Here is a 22,353-nt window from a genome sequence, read left to right as displayed (position 1 = left end):
TCGTCTCCCCTCCTGCAGAAGCCCTCAAAAGCAAGCGCTTGCTTGTTTAAGTTAATTATACGATGCACCGCATCGCCGCGCAAGCGACGAATGCGCCTCTGCCCCTATTTTCACTCGAATCGCCGCACATGTAAAGGCTTTCTGAACTGTTCGAAAAAAGTTCGAAAATCGCGACCAACGCCAACCAAACTGTAAAAGCGGCTGTCCCAAAACCCATGCGTCAGATGGCGAAAGGGGCTAGCCCCCTTGTTCTTGGTTGTCAGCACTTTTGGGACAGCCCCTTCCCTTCACCATATCCACCCTATCCCACATCCGGCTCAGGTCTCTTGGCCAGCAGACGGCGGGATACGCGCCCAAATCACGTAGCTTGTCACGAACAAGGCGACAAAGATCGCCACAATCGCCATCCCAATCGGGCCGAGATCGAGATTCTGCAACCATCCCCAGAAACCGCGGGTCCATCCGACGGATTGCGTCAGGACCTGCGCTGCCTCCAACGCGCCGATGCTCAGCGCCACGAAGACGGACAGGCCGGTTGTGAGGACATTGTACGATAGACGACGCACGGGAGATGCGAGCGCCACCCCATAGGCACTGCACATCCACGCCCCGTCGGCGGTGTCGAACAGACTCATGCCACTCGCAAAGAGCAGCGGCAAAGCCAGGATCCCGACCGCGGGCAAGGCCGATTTGGCCGCCCCCGCAGAAATGGCGAGCAATGCGATCTCGCTCGCGGTGTCGAAACCCAGTCCAAAGAGGAAGCCGATGGGATAGATGTCGGAACTCCTCCGAACCAGCCGAAAGAGACGTCCCGTCATCCGGTAGATGAACCCTCGCGACTGCAACAACTGTTCCACTTCTGCGGGAGATGGACTGCCGAGCCGATGCCCACGCCAATGGCGAACGAGTTGCAGCAGGATGACCAGGTTCACGAGCCCAATGATGAATAGAAACCCGGCAGACACCACGGTCCCCACGTAGCCGCCGATGTTCTCGAGCGTGGGCAAGCTCCGTTCCGCCGCACGCACCGCGAATGCCGTCGCGATCGCCATCAGGCACACGACGGTGGAGTGCCCCATCGAGAAGAAAAAGCCGACGCTGGTCCCGTCCACCCCATCTTGACGAAGCTTGCGAACCGTGTTATCGATAGCGGCGATGTGATCCGCATCAAACGCGTGGCGCATCCCGAGCGTGTACGCCACCGCACCGAGACCCATAAGAGCCGGATGGTGCCATGCACCGAGGGCAAGCATCGCGAGCGCCACCGCGTGCAGCAGGGCGATCCCGCCCGCAAGGCGAATGAGCGTTCGCTTCACGATCACGTCGATTCCACTCCCTCTGTCTGACGAGCAAGGGTTTGAGCCAACTGAAGCGCCACATCGACGATCATGTCCTCCTGCCCGCCGACGACCTTCCGCTTGCCGAGCTCCACGAGGATATCCCTCGCGTCCACGCCGAAGCGCTTCGCCGCCCGGTCCGCGTGCAGCAAGAAGCTCGAATAGACGCCTGCATAGCCCAGGGTCAGGCTGTCGCGATCGGGTATCACAGGCCGAAGCATCCTGGGCCTGACGACGTCTTCTGCCGCATCCATCGCCCGGTACAGGTCGACGCCCGTGTCGATGCCGAGTTTCTCACACGCGGCGACCAACACCTCAAGCGGCGTATTGCCGGCCCCCGCCCCTAATCCCGCGAGACTGGCGTCGATCCTCACCGCACCCGCGCGCACCGCTGCGATCGAATTGGCGACAGACACGCCGAGGTTGTTGTGGGCGTGAAACCCGACTTCCACCTCAGGCGGCAACGACTCGCGCAATGCGGAGACCTTCTCTGTCACCTCATCCATCAGCATCGCTCCCGCGGAGTCGACGATGTAGACGCAGTGGGCGCCATACGAGGCCATCTTCTTGGCTTCCTCCACCAGTACAGTTGTGTGCGTCATGTGCGAGAGCATCAGGAACCCCACGACCTCGAGGCCCAGTTTGCGCGCCTCCTGCATGTGCTCCTCAGAAATGTCCGCCTCCGTGGAATGCGTCGCGATGCGAATGACGCGAATCCCACAGTCGATCGCGCGTTTCATGTCGTCTACCGTGCCGATGCCAGGCAACAGCAGCGCCGCAACCTTGGTGTTCGGCGCCGCTTCGCAGACGGCGCGCAGGTATGCCTCTTCGTCCTCCTTCGCAAATCCATATTGAATCGAGCTGCCGCCGAGGCCGTCGCCGTGAGAGGCCTCGACAATGTCGACACCCGTTGCGTCCAGGGCCTTCGCAATGGCTCTGGCGTCTTCCAAGCTGAACTGGTGCCGAACGGCGTGCATGCCGTCCCGCAGCGTGACATCCGTGATCCGAATCGCCGTCATTGCGCGATCTCCACTCCCTCCGCCGCCAGCCTGTGCTTCGCATACTCTTCTCCAAACTTGACCGCCGCTGCCGTCATGATGTCCAGGTTCCCGGCGTAGACCGGGAGGTAATCCCCCAGTCCCTCCACCTCGAGCGAGATGCTGACCACGTTGTCCATCACGATGGGATCGCGGTTCAGTCGATATCCGGGCACGTAGGTCTGCACATGGCGGACCATGTCGTGGATCGACTCGATCACGCGGTCCACCACGGGCTTGGACGCGTCCTCGATCATGCAGTACACCGTGTCTCGCATGAGAATCGGTGGCTCGGCGGGGTTCAGGATGATGATGGCCTTTCCCCTCTTCGCCCCGCCGATGGTTTCAAGCGCTCGCGCGGTGGTCTGCGTGAACTCATCGATGTTCTGCCTCGTCCCCGGGCCTGCACTCTTGCTCGCGATGGTCGCCACAATCTCGGCGTATCGCACTGGCACGATCCGGCTCACCGCGTACACCATCGGCACCGTGGCCTGGCCCCCGCACGTCACCATGTTCACGTTTGGCGAATCGAGGTGCTCCTTGAGGTTGACTGCCGCGATCACGTATGGCCCGCGCGCTGCTGGCGTGAGATCGATCGCCTGAATGCCCGCTTCGCGCAACAGCTTCGCGTGGCGCACGTGGGCCTTCGCACTGGTGGCATCAAACACCACGTCCGGCCTCGCGCCGCGATCGAGCACGGCCTTGAGCCCTTCAGCGGACGTCTCAAGTCCGAGCTTCGCGGCGCAGCGCAGCCCGTTCGACTCCGGGTCGATCCCGATCATCCAGCGCGGCTCCAACCACGGGCTTCGCAGCAACTTGATCATCAGATCGGTCCCAATATTGCCCGATCCCACAATGGCGGCCTGCAATTTCCGCATCCTTCCATTCTCTCCCTTCGCAACATCCTGCCGCTACGCCTCACTCTAACCCCGTGCGACATGCGCCATTTTCACATCCCATCCGCAAACGCTTTCGTCCTTTTGCCGGACCTCACAGATGAGATACCCACATCAATAGGTCAGCGACGGCCACCCAGCCCACAGCCAACAGGCTCCACGGCGCCAACCGGCGCATGTACCGCCCTTCCCTCCCCTGCTCGTTGACGAAGCTCGTGGCAAACGCAATCCGCGACGGTGCGATGTACGCAGCCTGAGCCGATGCCACGTTCTGCGCGACAGCAAAGATGGCAATCGGAAGGTGTGTGACGTGTGCCATCTGAACCTGCAACGGGGCCAGCATGGCATTCGACGCGGTGCTCGTACCGGCCATAAATCCGCCGAGAGCCGCCAAGACGGGAGAGGCCACGAGTACGGCGATCACGCCGGGTCGCGCCAGGTCCAATCCGAGCACGTGGAACATGCCGCTCTCCGCCATCCAGGACGAGGTCTCCATGAACGCGACCGTCGCGACGAGCGTCCTCCACACCTGGCGAGACGTGTTGCCCACGGCTTGAAGGCACAGGTGCCGTCGCTGGCCGCTCGGCCCAAGGAGTCCGACCGCCAGAAGGCAAGCGAGCAGCAGCGCGATGCCGGGGCTCAGGAGAAATGACACGCGCGTTGCGTGATTCGATACGGACCACGTCATCCACTCGGCCAACCGCCGATGCAATCCCGGAATCCCGTTGACGGCAGCGAGATAGAACACCACCAGGGCGTAGGGCGACATGACCCGCCACATGCTCAACCCTGGCGCCCTGCCCGCGTTCCTGCTCCTTTCATCCGACCGCCATCCGCGCGCATACCACCAGAGCAACGTGCCCAGCGCAACGGCCGCACATCCCCCGGCCGTCGTCGGCTCGAGCCATCGGCTCACGCCCCACGTGACGATCCCCATCACGGCGGCGCTCGCCAAGACAATCACCCAGCGCGCCCTGAGGCCCTTCCATCCACCCGCGATCACGGCGATGAGGCACAGATACACGAACGCGAGGGGCCAGCCCACGATCGCGCTGTCACTCGCGAGGTCGTGCAAAGGCATGCCGGTGAGCTCGCTCGTGGCCATGGAGCTCGCCCCATAAGCGCCCCACGGGATCCAAAACTGCGTGAGCAGCGAAAGTTGCACGATTTGCGCCGGTGACCGCCCGAGCAGCCGATAAAGCGGGGCCACCATCACGATTCCCAAACCAAACCCGCTCGCCCACTCGAATCCCGTGCCGAGTGCCGCCGAGATGAAGAGAGCGCTCACCACCTCATCTGCAAACGAGGATGCCACCCTGTGCGCCAGCGCGGCGATTGCGCCCGTGAGCGAAAGCAACTGATAGAGCAGAGCGCCGAACGCAAGCACGATCATGATGGGCAGCGCCGACATCAAAGCGTATACCGCGGCATCCGCACACCGTCCCCAGTCCGTGTGAAATGGCGTGGGCAACACGCACAACGTCGCGGTCAGCGCCCAAACGGCGACGGAGGCCAGGTGGCTCGGCATCCGGAACGCGAGAAGCAGAACCGCGATGGCCGCGATGGGTACAAGGGCGATCAAGGTGGACATCGCTGCCAAACTCCCGCCTCCCCGCCTTACGGTGTCGATCCGTCAAGCGCTCGGTAGACCGCTTCGTACACCTCTTTCACCGATACCCCGGCCGCCTCCGCGGCACGGCGCGCCTCCTCATACTCCGGCGCCCGGTTCACGACCATCCCGTCGTGGTACGCCACCTTCACCCGAACGGGTCCATACGGGGTCTCCACGGTGACGAACTCGCGAGCGAGCGCCCGCTTCCGCACCTCGTGGTAGCGGAGGCCGATGGATGTGGTTTCTCGGAAGATCACCCGCTCGACGGCGGCCAGTCGCTCCTTGGCACACAACACGCTGAGCACGAAGCCGAGGCGCCCTTTCTTCATGTGCACGGGCGTGAGATACGCGTCATCTGCGCCCACGTCCAGAAGACGGGGAATGAGGTGGGTCGCCCATTCGGGGTTCATGTCGTCGATGTTCGTCTCCACGACGCAATGAGGAGGTTCATGCTGCCGCCCGTCGAGCAGACCGCGCAAGGCGCCGGGCGAAAGGTCTTCGCCCGCCCGATTCGCGACATACACCGCCATGCCGAGGCCCATCGCGTCCTCGCCAAGCCTCACGTCCGAGAACACGAGCGCGGGCGGTTCGAACGACGCCACTGACTTGAGAAGCGCGACGAGATCGCCTTTGACCGGGCCATCTGGTCGGAGCACGATGGGTACCCCCGCGAACAACCGAATCTCGCCGGGATCGAGCATGGGGCCACTCGCGTTGTCGAGCGATCGGTTCGACTCCGGACGGCCGACGAGGCGAGCGCAGTACACGGGGATGCCCGCGCGTGACGCGAACCAAGCGGCGCAGGCCACGAGCCAGGCCACGTCCCGACCTTGAGCCCGGTCATCGGCGTCAAGCCCGAGGTACCGAAACGCTGTGGACAGGATCTCTGCCGCCCGGCGGCTCGTGTCGCCGGCTGCGGAAAGCCTGGCCACGACATCACCGGCACGAACCCACTCGGGTATCGCGCCTTCCCATCCCGCCGCGCGGGTGGATTCGGGCCGAGGCGTCCCACACGTGCGCAACGTCAGACGCACGTTCAGGCCTGTGCTCGCCGCGTCACTCGCGAGCCAACGGTCGCGATCGTCATAGAGACAAGCGCAGAGCGCCGCCGCGCTTGCGCCGCGATAGCCGTCCACCACCAGTGCGAGCCTATCCACCTCTCGACCTCCTCAACCCATTGGCGCCGCACCATGTCCCTGCGCGCTCAGGTGACCCGCATAGTGCGCCCACCGATCCCTCAGCGCGTCCGCCATCGCCGTCGCGATCAGGGTCGGAGGCGCGTCAAGCAACGGGCGGATCGCCTCAAAACACAGCATCACCTCGTCGTGTGGGCCCGGCAGATTGATGATCTTCGTGATGCCGGCTCGGCCGGCGCCCACGCGAATGCCAGGCTTCTGATGGCGATGATTCGGCCGCTCGAAGCGCACCACGTAAGGCGCGGACACCTCATCGCACACCGCCTCCATCGCCTCGACATTCACATCCTTGGCCTCGGCCCCGACGCCCCCTGTCGTGATCACGAGCCCGTACCCTTCCTCGATGGCCCGGTTGAACGCTCCGATTACCGCGTCGCGATCGTCGGGAAGGACGGCGCCCCGCTTCACGCGATATCCCATCTGCTCAAGCTCGCCCGCGAGATAGGGCGTGTTGGTGTCCTCAATCATCCCTTGCATCACTTCGAATCCTGTGGGGAACACGATGGCCCTTTGTCTCACGCGCCGCGCGATCTCGTCCCCCATGCGCGCGGACTCCTCGAGCAGTTGATCGCGCATCTCTTCGGGAAGCGCGATGAGTCCCAGGACGCCGTCCGCGACCACCTGTGCGCCTGGTCCGAGAGTCACCCCGGGAACCGCGGCGAGCGCGGACAGCAGATCCGCTTCCCGGCCCACCACGGTCTCCGCGGGGAGCTCGTGAAGCAACACGTCGAACGCCACCTCATCTTCGCGCACGTCGATTACGATGACCCGCTCCTCGGGCAGGCGAAGACATGAAGCCACGGCGCGCGCAAGGTCGCCAAGATGACAATCCGTCAGGCGAACGCCATGGACGCGGATTTCGGTCTTGCGGAGCAGGTTGTATTCCATGCAGCCTCACCTCCCGGCTTCATGTCGACTCTCCACGTCGAGGCGCAGGTCGAGCAGCGGCGCGTCCAAGATGGCGCCGCCGATGTCCACCGCGTACACGTCAAAGCGCGACACCAGGACCATCAAGGTCTCGGGCGTCACACCTCCCGCGAAGGCGACGCGGGCTCGCGCCCCGGGGCGCGATTGCACGATGCGGCACACGACGTCGAGATCGGCGAGCGATCCCGTGTCGACCATGACGACATCCGCGCCGTGCTCCAGCGCTTCGACAGCCTCCTCGCCGATGTCGCCCCATTCGCCCCGAAGCTGCACGACCTTCACCCGCTCGGGAAAGATCGAGGCGGCCGCGAGCGCCTCGCGAATGCCGCCAAACATGCGCAGGTAGTTCTTGTCGATGTAGACAAACGGCTCGTCGACCATCCGCAGCCCGACGCCTGCGGACACCAGCGCGTTATGAAGAAGCGGCTTGATCGCGTTAGGTATTTTCTTCCACCCACCGCAGACGAGCCGTGTTTTTGGGGCAAGGTGACGGAGTTCGGCCGCGCGCGTCGCCCAGCCAGAAGCCATCATGAGCGGCCCCAGGATGCGATCCTCGGCAAGGGCTATCGCCTTCGGACCACCGCGAAGTGACAGCAGGACGTCGCCCGGCGCGACCCACTCCCCGTCCCACACCTCCGCTGATACTTCGACGCCTGCTGCGTCGGCTTGCGCGGACGCTTCCTCGATCCCGGCCACGAGCCCAGGGCGCGTGGCCGTGACCGTCGCGCGGAATACGCGACCGCGAATCGGGGCAAAGAGAGGATCGCGGATGTCGAACGTCTCAGCCACGCGTCACGCCTCCTGCGCCAACGCGGTCAGCCCGCGCTGTTTGAGCCATTTGGGCAGGAGGATGGTATCGACCTCGCGGCTCGCCTTCGGCGCCAGTCGGCGAAGATCCTCGGCCAGAGAGACGCTGACATTGATCCCGCCCACAGCCCCGTCGAATGCAATCACCTTATCGGTCCCCGTCGTGCGGTACGCGAACGCCATCGCCTCGTCGAGATTCGACGCGATGAGCGCGTACTTCATGTACTCCAGGTTCTGCGGGTCGTGTTCGAAGATCTCCGCCTGTTTCTTGCCGACGACGATGGTGGGAAGATGCTCCGCGAAAAACGCACTTGGATACCCGATCCACGCATAGTTGTGCACCACCATCTTGATGGCAGGGTTCACTGGCGGCACATCGGGGACGAGCGGTCTGCCGTCTTTTCCGTACAGGGCTTCCGTGTACCAGGTGTACGGCGGCAGCTTCACGCTGAGGTCAAACAGGTCCACGTTTGCCCCGACGAAGTTGCAGTAGATCACGCCGGCCGAGAACACATACGGGACCGGGCAAGGGAAGTCGAGGCCCACGATGCATTCGTCGATCATCCCTAGCAGATGAAACACTTTGCCGTAGTACCGCAGGCCATCGTACATCACCGTGTCGTTGATCCGATACAGGTCGTTGTCCGCCTCGATGCTCACCACGCCGCCCGGTGCCATGTTCATGAAGACGGCCCCGACGAATTTGCTCTGCACAAATTCCGACTCAAAAATGGCGCGCGCGGTGAAGTTGGCGGCTCGGGGACCCAAGTTCTGGTGGTATGTCGATCGCGTCTCGATGCGCGCGTACGACATGCCGAACGGCTTCACGGCGCGATCGACCTGACGGTGGAAGTGCACCTCGCGCACGTCGCTGTTGTGGACATGGATGATCCAGTCGGCGTCGTAGGCGCGCTTCAGTCCGTACAAGGTCCCGATCTCGGTCTCGATGGGAATCCCCTCATCGATGGGCGCCATGCCCAGGGCGCGATCGAAGTACTTCTTCAGATTAAACCTCTGGATGTACTCCTCGGTCTCTCGGAAGCGCAGGCCTACCCCGGCGCGCAGGCGGACTTCCTTTGCGCCGGTGCGCGATTTCACCACGTCGTACACCGTTCGAAGCATTTCTGCGTACGGCTCTCCACCGAGCAACGTGAAGCCGTGGTGAGAAGCCAAGACGTTCACCGTGTGGCCAGGTTGGATCATCGACAGATCCATGCGTTCCATGGCCGCCTCGGTCGCCCGCCGGATCGCCTGGATGCCCTCTTCACTCGGATACAGCACCTTCGGGCTGTCTGGAAAGAGCTCCTCCAGCAGGACGGACGTCATGTTCGGGAGATCGGCCATCCGCTTGGTGACGTACTTCGGGTCCACGCCGTAGCGAGAGGGCCGAGGCGGCAAGGGACGAATGGGAGGTCGCACCGTGCTCATTTGATCTCCTCCTCTTCCACTTGTTCTGTCGATCGCTTTTGAATGCTCTGCAAAAATTCGATATCGTCGTCGAAGTAGAAGCCGCGCGATGCGTACTTCGCCTTGACCTCGTCCGGGATGTCCCAGATGGTCGGCGTGGCGCCATACCACTGGTAGAAGCCCTTCTGGGGGACCGGCTCAATCCCCGCGGCCCTGAGAAGCCGCATCGCGGGCTGGAGACATTCCACCGTGCAACCTGTGCGAAGGCCGGTCGCGCGCGAGATGTCGTCCGGCGTCTTGGCGCCCTTGAGAATGGCCGCGGCCACCTCCTCCGCGCGCGTCCCTGTGCAGTAACAGACCACCTGTTCGGGGTGAAACCGCGCCTTCGCACACAATTCGCGGACGGCACCCTGGTCCACCTCGGACACATCCACGCCGATGGTGTAAGGTTCGTCCAGGTATTCCATTTGAATCGCGTCAAACGGGCAACGCTGCTCGCACGCCGTGCAGCCCGTGCAGTATTCGGCATCGAGCACCGCCAGTTTCTTGTACGGATGTCCGTTCAACGGCTCCATGCGAATCGCGAGCGTCGGACAGACCTGTGCGCAAATCTTGCAACCCGTGCACTTTTCGTCGATGATCTTCGCGATCGTGTTCACGAGCCTCATCTCGTCGATCCCTCCCCTGCGTGCGATGGGTGATGCTCGGTGTGATTCCCGCCGTTGGTGTGCTCGTGCGGGTGATGATGGTGATGGTGAACGTGACCGCCGTGCGGCTCGGGGCGGTGGAGCGCCTCGCTCGCATCCGGTCCTGCACCCACCCACTCCCCGAGCGAAATGCGAAGCACATTCGCGACCGGGAGATCCTTGGTCCCGGCGCCGTAGCCGATCGCGTCCACGCGCATCGGCCGCACGGGCATCGCCTTCGCGAGCACTCGGATGATCGCGGCGCCCGTCGGCGTCGTGGTCTCTCCCCACAGGCCGGACGAGTAGATGGGGAAGCCCTTCAACAAGGCCAGCGTGGCCGGAGCCGGCACGGGAACTCGGCCGTGCGCGCAAATCGCGCTGCCGCCCCCACCTCGATGGGGGAGACATAACAATCAGGCTCGCCCGCCAGGTGCCACGCCCACATCGCCCCGACGATATCCACGATGGCGTCGATCGCGCCCACCTCATGGAAGTGGATGGCGTCGGGCGTGGTGCCGTGGATGGAAGCCTCGGCCACAGCCAGGTGGAAGAACGCGTCCTTGGCTTTTCGCCTGACCACATCCGGAAGATCCGCCCCGTCGATGATGGCCTCGACGTCCGCGAGATGCCGATGGACATGCCCTTCCTTGTGCCGGATCAGGACCCGCGTGGCGGAAATCTCCTGCTTGATGACGCGGGCAATTTCGATCTCGCCCTCGCCCCAAAGCAGCGGGCGCACGCCGGAGAGCCACGCGTCCTCCGAGATGCCCACGTCGAGCCAAGCGCCGAGAAACATATCGCCGCTTGCCCCCGCAAAACAGTCAATCTTCGCGATGGCCATGGGCACCCTCCCCGAGCTCGTTGATCATGTGCGCCAGATAGCCCGCACCAAAGCCGTTGTCGATGTTCACGACCGACGATCCGGGCACGCACGAGGTCAGCATGCCGAGCATGGGCGTGAGCCCGTGCAACTGCGCGCCGTACCCGACGCTCGTTGGCACCCCAATCACCGGCTTATCGATCAAACCAGCGACGACGCTCATCAGGGCCCCCTCCATGCCCGCCACGACGATCACGACCCTCGCCTTGCGGATGCGGTCGAGCTCGCGCAGCAGCCGGTGAAGCCCCGCCACGCCGACGTCGTACACGCGATCCACGCGGCTGCCCATGACGCTCGCTGTGAGCGCAGCCTCCTCCGCGACACGCAGGTCCGACGTTCCCGCCGCCAACACTATCACCGACCCAATGTGCCGTTCTGTACCCCGGCGCACCACAATAGCCCGCGGCACGGGATGATACTCGGCATCGGGCACCTTCCGCCTCAAGATCTCAAACGTTTCTTCGTCCGCCCGCGTGCCGAGCACATTCGATTCGCCCCGGGCCGCCAGGCGCGCGAGGATTTCGGCGGACTGCTCCGGCGTCTTACCCTCGCAGTACACGACTTCCGCAAATCCGCGCCGGCGGACGCGATCGTGATCGATCCGAGCGTAACCAAGGTCTTCGACCGTAAGCCCCCGGATCTGGTCAAGCGCCTCATCCACGGACAGGCGGCCCGATTGAACCTGCTCCAAAATCTCCCTCGTCGATGTCATGACTTCCCTCATCCCACCTGTGATGTCGACGTGTGCATCGGGGTGTTCAACACCTCATTGCTGCTGCCACTGCGATACCCTTCGAGATCCACGCTCACGTAGGCATAGCCGATCTCCTTCAACTTGGCGATCACGAGTTCTCGCACGCCAACGAGCGCCGGAATCTCCTCCGGCGGCACCTCGATGCGCACCATGGACTCACCGTGCTGGCGAGCGCGGACCTGGCGGAATCCGAGTTCCCGGAGAAAGGACTCGGCCTGATCGATCTTCCGGAGTTTCTCGCGCGTGATCCGCTCGCCATACGGAATCCTCGACGAGAGACACGCGAACGACGGCTTATCCCACGTCGGCAAACCCATCTGGTACGACAGTTGACGGATCTCGCGCTTCGTCAGTCCGCATTCCAAGAGTGGGGCCCTCACGCCCATCTTCTTGGCCGCCTGAAGACCCGGTCGGTAATCGCCTAGGTCGTCCGCAATGGCGCCGAAGACGACGTGGGGAAATCCCCGCCTGGCCGCCAGGTCCCAGAGGTGATCGAACAGATTTCGCTTACAAAAAAGCACCGATTCGACGGATTCTCGACATATCCGGGAATGTCGAGTTCACTAGTCTCCATGATTTCGTGCCGCGCACCCAACTGTCGAGCCACCTGAATGGCTTCAGTCCGTTCGCGCGCGGGATAGGTCTCCGAATCCGCCGTGACTGCGAGCACATGGTCGCGGTCGAGCGCGTCGAGAGCCGCCTTCAACAGAAACGTGCTATCCACTCCGCCTGAGAAGGCCACCAGTACGCGGCCCATCTCCCGAAGCGCAGCCAGCAGGTTCTCGTATTTCTCCCGAATGTCCTCCATGCGGCTCGCCTCCCTTGTCTCGTGGCCTTGGCCGCGAGGAAACGCTTTCAGATTCATTGTATCGCCGCCCTGCGGCGCACCTTTCGGGATTCACTCGTGGTCAGTTTTGTTTTCTTGAGCAGGTTCGTCGTCCGAGCGCTCCTTGAGCGCGCTCATCATGGCGCGGTACTCGCTCGGCGTTCGGCCCACGATCCGCTTGAACGTAGTCGAGAAATAGCTGGAATTTGAAAATCCCGTGTTATTCGCGATGATCTCGATGGGAAGCGACGTGACGCGAAGCAACATCTTGGATTTCTGGATTCGGTACTGGGTCAGATAATCGATGAACGTGGTGCCGACTTCCGACTTGAAGAGGCGACTGAAGTAGGAAGGACTGAGATAGACCCGTTCCGCCACCTCCTGAAGCGAGATCGGCTCATGGAAGTGCTCCTCGATGTAGGCGATGGCGCTTTCGATGGGGTTGGCGAGATCGGCCGGAGATTCCTGCCGCGCCACCAGAGCGCGCTTCGCGCCTTGGTGAAGCGAGTGACGCAGATCGTTCTGGATCAAGCGGCCAAATACGTGATTCAGCTCCTCTCGAATCACGGGTTTCAGGAGATAGCCGTCGAAGCCTTGATTGATCGCTTGGTACACCAGTTCGAACATCTTCAGTTGGCTGTGGATGACCACGTGAATCAACGGATCGTGCTCTTTGATCTTGCGGCCGAATTCGAGGCCGCCCGCGTCAGGCACGGACGGATCGTACAGGACCACAAACGGGTGATGCTGGCGCACGATCGGGAGGGCGCGCGCGGCGCTGTCGGCCTCGGTGGCGCGGAGATACCGATACTCACCTGAGGCCAAGAGCCCCCGCACGTGCTGGCGTGCCGCCAGATCTTCGTCGACAATCAGCACGTCACACATCGAGCGCATCCCTCCTCGCATCGCTGCCCATGTGTCAGTCGCTCCATTCGACAAGAGAGCGCCGGATCACTTTCCCCGACGCGTCTCTTGGCAGACCGTCGACAAACACGTACTTCCGCGGCCGCTCGAAGTCCGACAGGCCACCGTCCCGTTGACAGAATCGGTCCAATTCAAATGGAGTGAGGTCTTTGCGGCGTGGGACGACGAACGCCGTCACGATGTGGCCTAGTTGATCATCCCGCTGTCCGACGACCGCCACCTCCTGCACGTCCGGATGATGTTCCAATACGTGTTCGACCTTGCCGAGCCACACGCGATCCACGCCGGAGACCACCACGTCGTCGGTCCGGCCGACGATGTAGAGGTCACCGTCCAGATCGCGCGTGCCGAGATCGCCGGTGTAGTACCAGCCGTCACGGATGGCCTGGCGGGTGAGATCGGGCCGATTCCAGTACCCCTTGAACGCCTCGGGAGAACCCGTGTAGGCGATCACCTGGCCGACGTCACCCGGTTCGACCTCGTCGTCCGGGGTGGCGTCGGGGCGAATCGCGATGACGCGGATGAGCTGATTGATCCCAGGCCTGCCCGCGCAACCGGGCTTCTCGCGCAAATACGCACAGGTCGTGAAGGTGTGGATCTCCGTGCTTCCGTAGTGGTTGAGAAACACCTCGGGCTGAAAGGCCTCGAAACACGCCTGGATGAGCGTTTCGGACATCGGAGCCCCCGCGTAGCCGATCTTCCGAATCTGACGAAGCCGGACAGGATCCACTCGGCGCGATTGCAGGATGTGCCGAAACATCGCCGGCATCGCATACAGGCATGTAACGGTATGGAAGTGAAGGGTATCGGCGAGAGACTCTTCTGTCACATCATGAATTACGATGTACCTGCCGTTCAGAAACGCCATCGCGAGATACGAATGAATGCCCATGGTGTGATATAGGGGCATCACGCCGAGCATGACGTCAGACCGATCATACCGATTCTGAATGATCTGCGACAATGTGGATACGTATTCATTTCTATGGGATTTTGGTACACCTTTGGGATGGCCTGAGGTGCCGGACGTGTACAGCATGATGGCCGGATCGTCGTCTTCCACAGGCACAGCGTCAAAGGAAGGTGCGCCGTTGCGCACGAGTTCTTCCCACGTGATGTCTCCATCGTCGGGATCGAGGCTCACGTAGATCGGCTTCTCGGGGAGATGAATACACCGCAGCGCATTTTTGCTGGCGCGTTCGAAACAGATGAGCTTGGGTTCCACATCCAGAATGCATCGCTCCAGATCTCCCGGCGCCATGTGATAGTTGAGGGGAACAAACACGGCGCCGAGCTTCTGCACGGCCCAAAAGAGGATGGCTGTCTGCTGCCGGTTCTTCATCAGTGCCATCACGCGATCTCGCCGCCTGACTCCGAGCTTGTGCAGCGCATGGGCCACGCGGTTGACCGCAGCGTGCATGTCCCGATAGCTGAGGGCGTGATCGCCCTCGATCATCGCGATCGCCTGAGGCTCCCGCTCCGCCGCCATTTCGAACATGCGCGCCAGGTTCACGGACCATCGCCTCCATCACCAGAGAGACTCCACCAGGCTAAGAACATCCTGCTCGCTCGCTTCGCGGGGGTTGTGCCGTAGTTGGACGCTCACCAGAGTCTGTCGCGCGATACCGGCCAGCATGTCTTTCGTCACCCCGACGTCGCGGAGCCGCGACGGCAGGCCTATGTTGCGGGCGAGCTGTTCGACGATCCCGGCCGCATCTCCGGCGCCTAACCCCCGCCCCCTCGCGAGAATGTCGGCGGCGCGGCGGTACTTGTCGGCGCACACGTGTGCGTTGTATCGGATCACCGCTGGCAGGCAGATGCCGATGGCGACGCCGTGCGGCACGTGCGCGTGCCCCGACACGGCGGCCGCGATCGCGTGCGTCAACCCGAGATACGCGTGATTGAACGCGATCCCGGAAAAGAGGCTTGCCTCCGCCATATCCCTGCGCGCCGAGGCGTCCCTCCCATCCTCCACGGCCCGAACCAGGCTCGAGCCGACGAGTTCCATGGCCCTTTGCGCGAGCGCATCCGAAAAGGGCGTGGCCTGCCGCGAAACATACGCCTCCAGCGCGTGAGCCAACACGTCGATTCCGCTTGCCGCGGTCACCTTGGGCGGCACGCTGTGGGTGAGCAGAGGATCCACCAGCGCCACATCTGCGGCGAGATGCGGGCTCGTGACCGTCACCTTCACCTGATGCTCCCAATCGGAGTACACGCCAAAGAAGGTCACCTCGCTGCCTGTGCCAGCCGTCGTCGGGATCGCGCACAGCCGCATGCGAAGCGGTCCCGGGATAGGGTCGGCATGGGTTCCGGCAAACCTGCGGATGTCGCCGCCGAGCTCTGCCACGATGCGAGCACCCTTGGCGACATCCATGGCCGACCCACCGCCGACGGCCACCAGCACGTCGGCTCCGCCTTCGCGGCAGAAGGACGCGATCTGATGAACCGTGTCCACGCTCGGATCGGGCTCCACGTCGGCGTATACGCGCACGTCATCGCACGCTTCCCGAGCGAGCGCCTCCACCTGGCGCGCGACGCCAGCCTCCTTCAGGCCGGGATCCGTCACGACGATCACGCGTGAAGCCGACATCTCGCGCAGCACATCAGGCAACTCCCGTGTGACGCCCTCACCAAACCTCACCCGCGTCGGAATGTGAATGCCATATGCCATAGGCTCATCTCCACTCGCTCACATGTCCAACGTGAGATGAATATGCTTGAGCTCGGTAAACTCGTACAGCCCCTCGATCCCGCGGGATCGCCCGAGCCCACTCATCTTGTAGCCGCCGGACTCCGCCTCCGCGTAATTCCGGTTGTATCCGTTCAACCACACTGTCCCGGCCTGCAGGCGACGGGCCACCCGGAACGCCCGATCCAGGTCCTTCGTCCAAATGCCTGCGACCAACCCGTAGCGCGTCGCATTCGCGAGGCGCACCGCCTCCTCTTCCGATTCGAACCGCTCCACGACGAGCACGGGGCCGAAGATCTCCTCCTGAACGACCGAACAGTCGACAGGCAGGTCGGCGATCACGGTAGGCTCCACGAAATGACCGCGATCGTACGGCGGCTGCATTAGACGCTTCCCACCGGCAATGACACGGCCCCGCCTGCGCCCCTCCTCGATGAACGCGAGGATGGTTTGCAGTTGCGTTTCCGAGATCACGGGCCCCATGTCCGTCGATTCGTCGAGCGGCATGCCAACTCGAAGCGACTCCGCGTACGACTTCGCGAGCGCCAGAGCTTGCTCGTACACCGGGGCCTCCACCAAAAGTCGAGACCCGGCCATGCAGATCTGGCCGCTCGTCATGAAAACCGACCGGCATGCAGTCGACACGGCTCGCTCGAGATCGCAGTCTGCAAATACGAGATTCGGCGATTTCCCTCCAAGCTCCAGAGCGACCTTCTTCACGCCGCGGCTCGCCTTGGCCATGATGCCCTGTCCCACCTCGGTGCTGCCGGTGAACGCGATCATGTCCACACCGGGGTGATCAACCAACGCGTCGCCGACGATGCTGCCCTTGCCGGTGACGAGCTGCAGGATCCCCGGCGGGAAGGCGCCGAGATCCGCCGCGAGTTCGAACAGGGCGGCCGTGACCGCACCCGTGCGCTCCGCGGGTTTGACTATTGCGGCGTTGCCCGCCGCCAGGCAAGGCGCGAGATCGCGCATTAAGAGGAGGACCGGCCAGTTCCACGGCGTGATCACGGCCACGACGCCGACGGCCTCTCGCACCAGAAAGCCGTACGCGTCACGCGACGGTTGAAACGTCCGCCCGAACACGTTGCGGGCCATGACGCTGTTGTAGCGCAAGGCATCGATGGCGCTCGCGACCTCGCCGCGAGCCTCGCGAATGGGCTTGCCGTTTTCTTCGGATAACAGGCGAGCCAACGCCTCCTGCTTCCTCTCCATGGCGTCCGCCCATGCCGCGAGCGCCCGTGAGCGCATGCTCGAATTCATCGCCCAATCCGTAGCCTCGAACGCGGTGCGAGCCGCTTCCACGGCTCGCCCCACATCATCCCGCGTGGAGGACTGCGTCCTGGCGACGAGATGGCCCGTCGCCGGATGGATGGATTCACACGTCTGCCCAGAGCTCGATGGCTGCCAAGCGCCTGCGATGTAATTCTGGTAGGTCTTCATTCAGCAATCCTCCCGCTCGACGTCAACTCACTCGAAGTGCCCCCCGGGTCTCCGGGATGACCAGGGCACCGATCAGATACAAGGCGAGCGCCGCCATCAGGAAGGCGGTCAGTGCAGTCGGGATGTTCGCCGTGGTGCCCGCCGCCAACGAGACGAAGGTCGGAAGCATGCCGCCTACGGCGAAACCCATATTCCACGACAGGCCCGTTCCCGTCGACCGCACTTGCGTCGGGAAGCGCTCGTTCAAGAACGCCACGATAGGCGCGTACGCTGCGTTGCCCAGGAAGACCAAGATCAGTGCGTACGCGACCAGCGCTCCTGGCGAATGTGTGGTCGCCATGCCGTGATACAAGAATGGGACGGCGATAAGCGCGGTCACGCCCACGGTCAAAAACACCGGCTTTCGCCCGACGACCTCGCTGAGATGCCCCACCACGACGGCCGCAAGGATGACGACGAGGCTCGCTGCGATCAGCGCCATGGATACGGTGCCGTGCGGGGGCTTGTTGACGACCTTGAAAAAAGTAGGCAGGTAGCCAGACGTGAGATAGTAACCGCTCCCGCCGCCAACGGTGATCATCAGGTTGACCAACAGAATTCGCCGATAGGTACTAAAGACGGATCGCACCGGCGCCTTCGGGGCAGTCTGGGCCTCCAGATGTTTCACCTGCTGCCAAAGCGGAGACTCCTCGAGCGAGTTGAACACAAACACGCCCAACACGGCGCTCAAAATGCCGGAGAAGAACATGCACCTCCATCCCCACACGTCAAATGCCGGGCCGGGAAACACGGAGGACCAAATCGCGTAGACGATGGACGCAATCAGCGAGCCAATGCCCGCACCCCCGCCGCCGATGAGCCCAGACACAAGTCCTCGCCACTTCGGCGACACCGATTCAGTTCCAATGGTGTGCGTGGAAGCCACGACGCCTCCGACACAGATCCCTTGGACGAGGCGGAGGATCAGGAACAGAATGGGTGCCAAGACGCCAACCTGGTGAACCGTGGGAAGGACGCCGAAGAGCGCGGTCAGAACGCCGACGCCCACCACCGCCGTGATCATCGCTCGCTTGCGGCCAAACCGGTCCGCAAGAGAGCCAAACAGCCCGCTTCCGAGCGGACGCATGAGCAGCGTGACTGCGAACGATCCGTACACGGAGGCGAGCGATAGGGTAGCGTTGGTCGATGGGAAAAACAGCTTTCCGACGTCCGGCGCGACGTACAAGAGGACGAACAGATCGAACAAGTCCAATGACCAGCCGAGGAGCGACGCGATGGTCGCGGTCACCACCTGCTTGCGCGTTGGCTGAACGGCGTAAGGGCTAGCCGTTGAAATGGACATTCAAATCCTCCTCATAATAGAATTTTTATTGCAAGGTCACTTCCCAGTGTGAACCGAAGATGTCGCGCATGCGCCGTTCATACATCTCCATCAAGCGCTCCAGTCCGCGCTCCTCCGCTGGCGGATCGTAGCGAACGCCATCCACCTCGATGGGCTGGCCATACCGCGCGCGGATGAGCGGCAAATACGCCTGATACACCTCGCGGATCCGCGCCCCGAGGGCCGGATCGCGCTCGGCGTAATGGCGTAGAACGCGCATGCCGAAGCCCACGTGTCGGCCTTCGTCGCGCTGAATGTTTCGAAAGCCCTGGGAGAGTCCAGGGAAGAGGCCGTGCTTGCCAAACACGTGCACGAAGATGTGGTAGCCCGCGTTGGCCTGCACGCCTTCGATGATCCCTTGATAATGCGTAAACGCCTCCACGATGCACGCGGCTCTCTCTTCCTCTGGTCCTTCCAGGCTGGCGAGCAGTTTGCGCGATCGTTCGAGCAGTGAATCGTGAACGGGGTTCTCCAAGCGGCGCTTAGGAGCGGACAGCCCAAAGACCTCTTTGAAGTAGCGAGAAAAGAAATCCGTGTGTTTGAACTCCTCGACGAGCTGTGTGCTGAGATAGGCCTGTTGCCATGTGGACGATATGGCCATGATCCAGGGACAGAACAGTCGGGCGACGTTCTCCTCGGCGTGATAGAATGCCCCGCAGAACGACTCCAGATAGGCGCGCATCGCGGGATCAAGGCACTCGTAGTCCCGCTTGTCTTGTTCGAGATCGATCTTCGCAGGATCCCAGGTTCCGAAGGCAATGGCCTTTCGCCACAGGCGATGAGCCGCCTCATCCAGTGAGTCCTCCGGCTGGCCAAGATCGACGTCTTCCACATCGAACACGTCGTTCACTCCTTTCCCTCGAACGAGTCCGTCAGCCCATATCGGCTCCAGTCCATCTCGCCGAATCCGGGAATTGTGATACGCCGAAAGCGGAACGGATCGGCGTTCAGAGGTACGGTGCAATCGAGCCCCATCTTGCTGCCCAGGCCGTCGTCGGTCGACGGATCGAGCTTGGAGCCCTGGGTTTGTTCCACCAAGACGAGATCGCGATCCGCCTGAAACCGGGTCGCGATGGCCCATTCCACCTCCTCCGGGTTGTAGATGTCCACGTCTTCGTCCACGACGACCACGTGCTTGATGTCAAAGCTGTTAGCAAACGCAGCGAGGATCGCGTTCTTGCCCTGCCCTTCCTCGGTCTTTCGGATCGCAATGACCGCGTGGTATCGGCAGGATCCCCCAGGTGTCATGTGGACAGCTCGGACTGTGGGGACGAGCTGACGAACTGTCTCAAACAGGCTTGCCTCCCGGGGAATGCCGCCGAGCAAGAGATGCTCGTAACCCGCCGGAACAATGGTGTGATAGACGGGATCATCGCGCATCGACACGGCAGTCACTTCGATCACGTGCTTGTCGGAGCGTGGCCCGTAGTAGCGCGGGAACTCGCCGAACGGGCCCTCGGGCTCTCGCACGTGGGGCAGAATCCGGCCCTCAATCACGATCTCCGCCTCCGCGGGCACATCGACGTCGACGGTCCTGCAGCGAACGACAGGAAGCGGTTGGCGGCGAAGCGCGCTCGCGATCTCGAGCTCGTCGACGCCGAACGGCGTGCTGGCCTGGGACGCGATGAGCGTCGCAGGATCGACGCCGATGGCCACGGCGCACTCGAGCGGCCTGCCGGCCGCCTCGGCCTGACGGAACAGGTGGAGCGTGTGGCGCGGGAGAAGCAGCACGCCCATCCTATCTGGCCCAGTCACCTGCAGGCGGTGAATGGCCACGTTCTGCTTTCGCGTGGCCGGATCGCGGACGATGACCAGGCCGGCCGTCACATAGGGACCCGCGTCGTGCTCGTGATGTGTCGGGATAGGAAGCGTTTTCAGGAGGTCGATGCCCTCGGTCTGAACTCGTTGGTACACGGGCGCATCTCCTTCCGAGACGTGCGCCACGGGCATGGGTTGCTCGCATGCCTCGCGAAACCTATGGACGAGATCGTCCGGCGCACACCCGAGCGCCTCCGCGATCCAACGCCTTTGCGACACAAGGCCACTGGCTACAGGGACGCTGGACCCCGCCGGCCGGTGAAACATGACGGCCTTGCGCCCGTCGAGCCGCTTGGCGATGGCGGCGACTTCGTACCGCAAGCTGACCTCGACCTCAACGTCCACCAGCCGATCCGTCTCCCTCAAATGTTCTAGCCAAGCCCGAAATGAAAGAAACGCCACGACTTTCGCCTCCCGCCGCGCTGACTGCGACGTGTGATATGGATCATAGACGGAATTAAGTATCTTGTGAATCATCCGATGATAAGTCGTAAATAAAGTGAATTTTCATCAGGCAAGACTTCAAAGTGGGGTCGATTCGTTGGAAGCACCGCCTTGCGGCGCAGGCTCTCCCCATCGCGGGACTGGCATCGACAGACCGAACTGATCGAGGATGCGTCCCACGACGTGATCGATCACGTCGTCCAGCGTACGCGGTCGATGGTAGAAACCCAGAACGGGCGGAAAGATTACCGCGCCAGCGCGCGCGAGCGCATGCATGTTTTCCAGGTGAAGCTCGTGAAGCGGCGCCTCACGAACGACGAGAACGAGCTGTCGCCGCTCTTTGAGGGTCACGTCCGCCGCTCTCACAATCAAGTTGTCGCTGAGCCCCATGCGAATGGCAGCCAGCGTCTTCATGCTGCAGGGCACGACAACCATCCCGTCCGTTCGATAGGAGCCGCTCGCAATCGAAGCAGCGAGGTTATCTACCCGGTGAACGACGGATGCCAGGCTATAGAGATCGGCGAGCGAGAGATCCGTCTCTAATTTCAGGGTGGTCTCTGCCCAGCGCGAACAGATGAGGTGCGTCTCAACACCAAGGTTGGTCAGAGCTCGAAGCGTGCGGACGGCGAGGACGGCTCCTGTAGCGCCCGTCACTCCGACTACAATGCGCATGGCGAATCGTCTCCTGTCTACTCCTGCTCAGTAGCCCTGAGTATAGCGCGAGCCACTTAAGGTCTGTTTTCAAAACAAACTCGAGTGAATTTTGAGATTTTGCCTGCCCGTCTCATCCCGTACGCCCCTCCGGCTGGGCGCATCGCCCCCTGGGCAACGACCGCGGCAGCGAGGCCGTCCGCGGCATATCGTGGGATTATGTTGGGGGGTGAAACCATGTGCACAAAAGCTGAATGCGAGCGCCTCGTCGGGCGCTGGGTCACGTTTCGCACCCCATACGGACAGCACCACGGCTTGATTGAGCGGGTGACGGAGGATGGGCGCGTCATCGTGCTGTCTCCGCGATCGCAGGCCGTGCCGTCCCTGGTTCTTACAGATGGTGATGCGGCGGGTGTCGATCCCGTCCTCGCGTACGGCGGCTTCGGCCCAGGTCCCATGGGCGGCCCCGGATACGGTGCTCCCCCCTATGGCGTCCCTGGCCCGGGATACGGCTATGGAGGTGCGTGGGTGCGCTGGGCCGTGCCGTTTCTCATCATCTACGCGCTATTCGGGCTTTTCTTCTGGTGATGAGAAACCAAAAGCGCGGGGACCCCTGATATGGAGCACCCCGCGCT

General features: G+C 62.8%; 21 protein-coding genes and 1 pseudogene. 1 reads left to right on the top strand and 21 read right to left on the bottom strand.

Annotated elements, in window-relative coordinates; all coding sequences use genetic code 11:
• Positions 1-317: 317 nt before the first annotated feature.
• The 21 genes and pseudogenes from TC41_RS03685 to TC41_RS03590 all read right to left on the bottom strand — a co-directional run bounded on the left by TC41_RS03685 (position 318) and on the right by TC41_RS03590 (position 21,739).
• On the bottom strand, positions 318-1,322 hold the full coding sequence (locus TC41_RS03685; protein WP_014463661.1) for a HoxN/HupN/NixA family nickel/cobalt transporter: 1,005 nt from the start codon (positions 1,320-1,322) through the stop codon (positions 318-320).
• Entirely contained in the window at positions 1,319-2,356 is a 1,038-nt protein-coding gene (gene dmpG / locus TC41_RS03680; protein ID WP_014463660.1) for a 4-hydroxy-2-oxovalerate aldolase, read from the bottom strand. The genes TC41_RS03685 and dmpG overlap by 4 nt, the downstream gene beginning before the upstream one ends.
• Positions 2,353-3,252 carry an acetaldehyde dehydrogenase (acetylating) gene (locus tag TC41_RS03675; protein WP_014463659.1) on the bottom strand — a complete coding sequence of 300 codons (900 nt, stop codon included), beginning with the start codon at positions 3,250-3,252 and terminating at the stop codon, positions 2,353-2,355. Before TC41_RS03675 ends, dmpG begins: the two co-directional genes overlap by 4 nt.
• Positions 3,253-3,364: 112 nt before the next feature.
• Positions 3,365-4,861 (bottom strand): L-lactate permease, encoded by a 1,497-nt coding sequence (locus tag TC41_RS03670; RefSeq protein WP_014463658.1) that lies wholly within the window; start codon positions 4,859-4,861, stop codon positions 3,365-3,367.
• A 26-nt stretch (positions 4,862-4,887) separates the two neighbouring features.
• Positions 4,888-6,039 (bottom strand): nickel insertion protein, encoded by a 1,152-nt coding sequence (gene larC, locus TC41_RS15365; RefSeq protein ID WP_014463657.1) that lies wholly within the window; start codon positions 6,037-6,039, stop codon positions 4,888-4,890.
• 12 nt (positions 6,040-6,051) lie between these two features.
• On the bottom strand, positions 6,052-6,966 hold the full coding sequence (locus tag TC41_RS03660; RefSeq protein ID WP_014463656.1) for a molybdopterin-binding protein: 915 nt from the start codon (positions 6,964-6,966) through the stop codon (positions 6,052-6,054).
• Between the two features lie 6 nt (positions 6,967-6,972).
• Positions 6,973-7,794, bottom strand: a complete 822-nt coding sequence (locus TC41_RS03655; RefSeq protein ID WP_014463655.1) for a nicotinate-nucleotide pyrophosphorylase — start codon at positions 7,792-7,794, stop codon at positions 6,973-6,975.
• Between the two features lie 3 nt (positions 7,795-7,797).
• Positions 7,798-9,240 (bottom strand): hypothetical protein, encoded by a 1,443-nt coding sequence (locus TC41_RS03650; protein WP_148260115.1) that lies wholly within the window; start codon positions 9,238-9,240, stop codon positions 7,798-7,800.
• Positions 9,237-9,887, bottom strand: coding sequence for a 4Fe-4S binding protein (locus tag TC41_RS03645; protein WP_014463653.1), 651 nt, complete (start codon positions 9,885-9,887; stop codon positions 9,237-9,239). The genes TC41_RS03650 and TC41_RS03645 overlap by 4 nt, the downstream gene beginning before the upstream one ends.
• Positions 9,884-10,255 carry a nickel insertion protein gene (gene larC / locus TC41_RS15360; RefSeq protein ID WP_014463652.1) on the bottom strand — a complete coding sequence of 124 codons (372 nt, stop codon included), beginning with the start codon at positions 10,253-10,255 and terminating at the stop codon, positions 9,884-9,886. The genes TC41_RS03645 and larC (TC41_RS15360) overlap by 4 nt, the downstream gene beginning before the upstream one ends.
• Entirely contained in the window at positions 10,225-10,746 is a 522-nt protein-coding gene (gene larC / locus TC41_RS03640) for a nickel insertion protein (RefSeq protein WP_049784325.1), read from the bottom strand. Before larC (TC41_RS03640) ends, larC (TC41_RS15360) begins: the two co-directional genes overlap by 31 nt.
• Positions 10,727-11,497: a nickel pincer cofactor biosynthesis protein LarB gene (larB, locus tag TC41_RS03635; protein WP_041694990.1), complete on the bottom strand. Its 771-nt coding sequence runs from the start codon at positions 11,495-11,497 to the stop codon at positions 10,727-10,729. The genes larC (TC41_RS03640) and larB overlap by 20 nt, the downstream gene beginning before the upstream one ends.
• Before the next feature lie 8 nt (positions 11,498-11,505).
• Positions 11,506-12,347 (bottom strand): annotated as a pseudogene (gene larE / locus TC41_RS03630) (ATP-dependent sacrificial sulfur transferase LarE).
• A gap of 90 nt (positions 12,348-12,437) precedes the next feature.
• Positions 12,438-13,250 (bottom strand): helix-turn-helix transcriptional regulator, encoded by an 813-nt coding sequence (locus tag TC41_RS03625; RefSeq protein WP_041694989.1) that lies wholly within the window; start codon positions 13,248-13,250, stop codon positions 12,438-12,440.
• 34 nt (positions 13,251-13,284) lie between these two features.
• Positions 13,285-14,802, bottom strand: coding sequence for a class I adenylate-forming enzyme family protein (locus TC41_RS03620; protein WP_014463646.1), 1,518 nt, complete (start codon positions 14,800-14,802; stop codon positions 13,285-13,287).
• 15 nt (positions 14,803-14,817) lie between these two features.
• Positions 14,818-15,960, bottom strand: a complete 1,143-nt coding sequence (locus TC41_RS03615; RefSeq protein WP_014463645.1) for an iron-containing alcohol dehydrogenase family protein — start codon at positions 15,958-15,960, stop codon at positions 14,818-14,820.
• An 18-nt stretch (positions 15,961-15,978) separates the two neighbouring features.
• On the bottom strand, positions 15,979-17,424 hold the full coding sequence (locus tag TC41_RS03610; RefSeq protein ID WP_014463644.1) for an aldehyde dehydrogenase family protein: 1,446 nt from the start codon (positions 17,422-17,424) through the stop codon (positions 15,979-15,981).
• A gap of 22 nt (positions 17,425-17,446) precedes the next feature.
• Positions 17,447-18,766 carry an MFS transporter gene (locus TC41_RS03605; protein ID WP_014463643.1) on the bottom strand — a complete coding sequence of 440 codons (1,320 nt, stop codon included), beginning with the start codon at positions 18,764-18,766 and terminating at the stop codon, positions 17,447-17,449.
• A gap of 25 nt (positions 18,767-18,791) precedes the next feature.
• Positions 18,792-19,646 carry a R2-like ligand-binding oxidase gene (locus tag TC41_RS03600; protein ID WP_237700025.1) on the bottom strand — a complete coding sequence of 285 codons (855 nt, stop codon included), beginning with the start codon at positions 19,644-19,646 and terminating at the stop codon, positions 18,792-18,794.
• Positions 19,647-19,651: 5 nt separating this feature from the next.
• Positions 19,652-21,025 (bottom strand): UbiD family decarboxylase, encoded by a 1,374-nt coding sequence (locus TC41_RS03595; RefSeq protein ID WP_041694988.1) that lies wholly within the window; start codon positions 21,023-21,025, stop codon positions 19,652-19,654.
• A 120-nt stretch (positions 21,026-21,145) separates the two neighbouring features.
• Positions 21,146-21,739, bottom strand: a complete 594-nt coding sequence (locus TC41_RS03590; protein WP_049784324.1) for a UbiX family flavin prenyltransferase — start codon at positions 21,737-21,739, stop codon at positions 21,146-21,148.
• 216 nt (positions 21,740-21,955) lie between these two features.
• Here TC41_RS03590 and TC41_RS03585 point away from each other — a divergent pair, with 216 nt between their 5' ends.
• On the top strand, positions 21,956-22,306 hold the full coding sequence (locus tag TC41_RS03585) for a hypothetical protein (RefSeq protein ID WP_014463639.1): 351 nt from the start codon (positions 21,956-21,958) through the stop codon (positions 22,304-22,306).
• Positions 22,307-22,353: the final 47 nt, after the last annotated feature.

Source organism: Alicyclobacillus acidocaldarius subsp. acidocaldarius Tc-4-1, from assembly GCF_000219875.1.
GTDB lineage: Bacteria > Bacillota > Bacilli > Alicyclobacillales > Alicyclobacillaceae > Alicyclobacillus > Alicyclobacillus acidocaldarius_A.
This window is presented reverse-complemented; position numbering and strand designations above follow the sequence as displayed.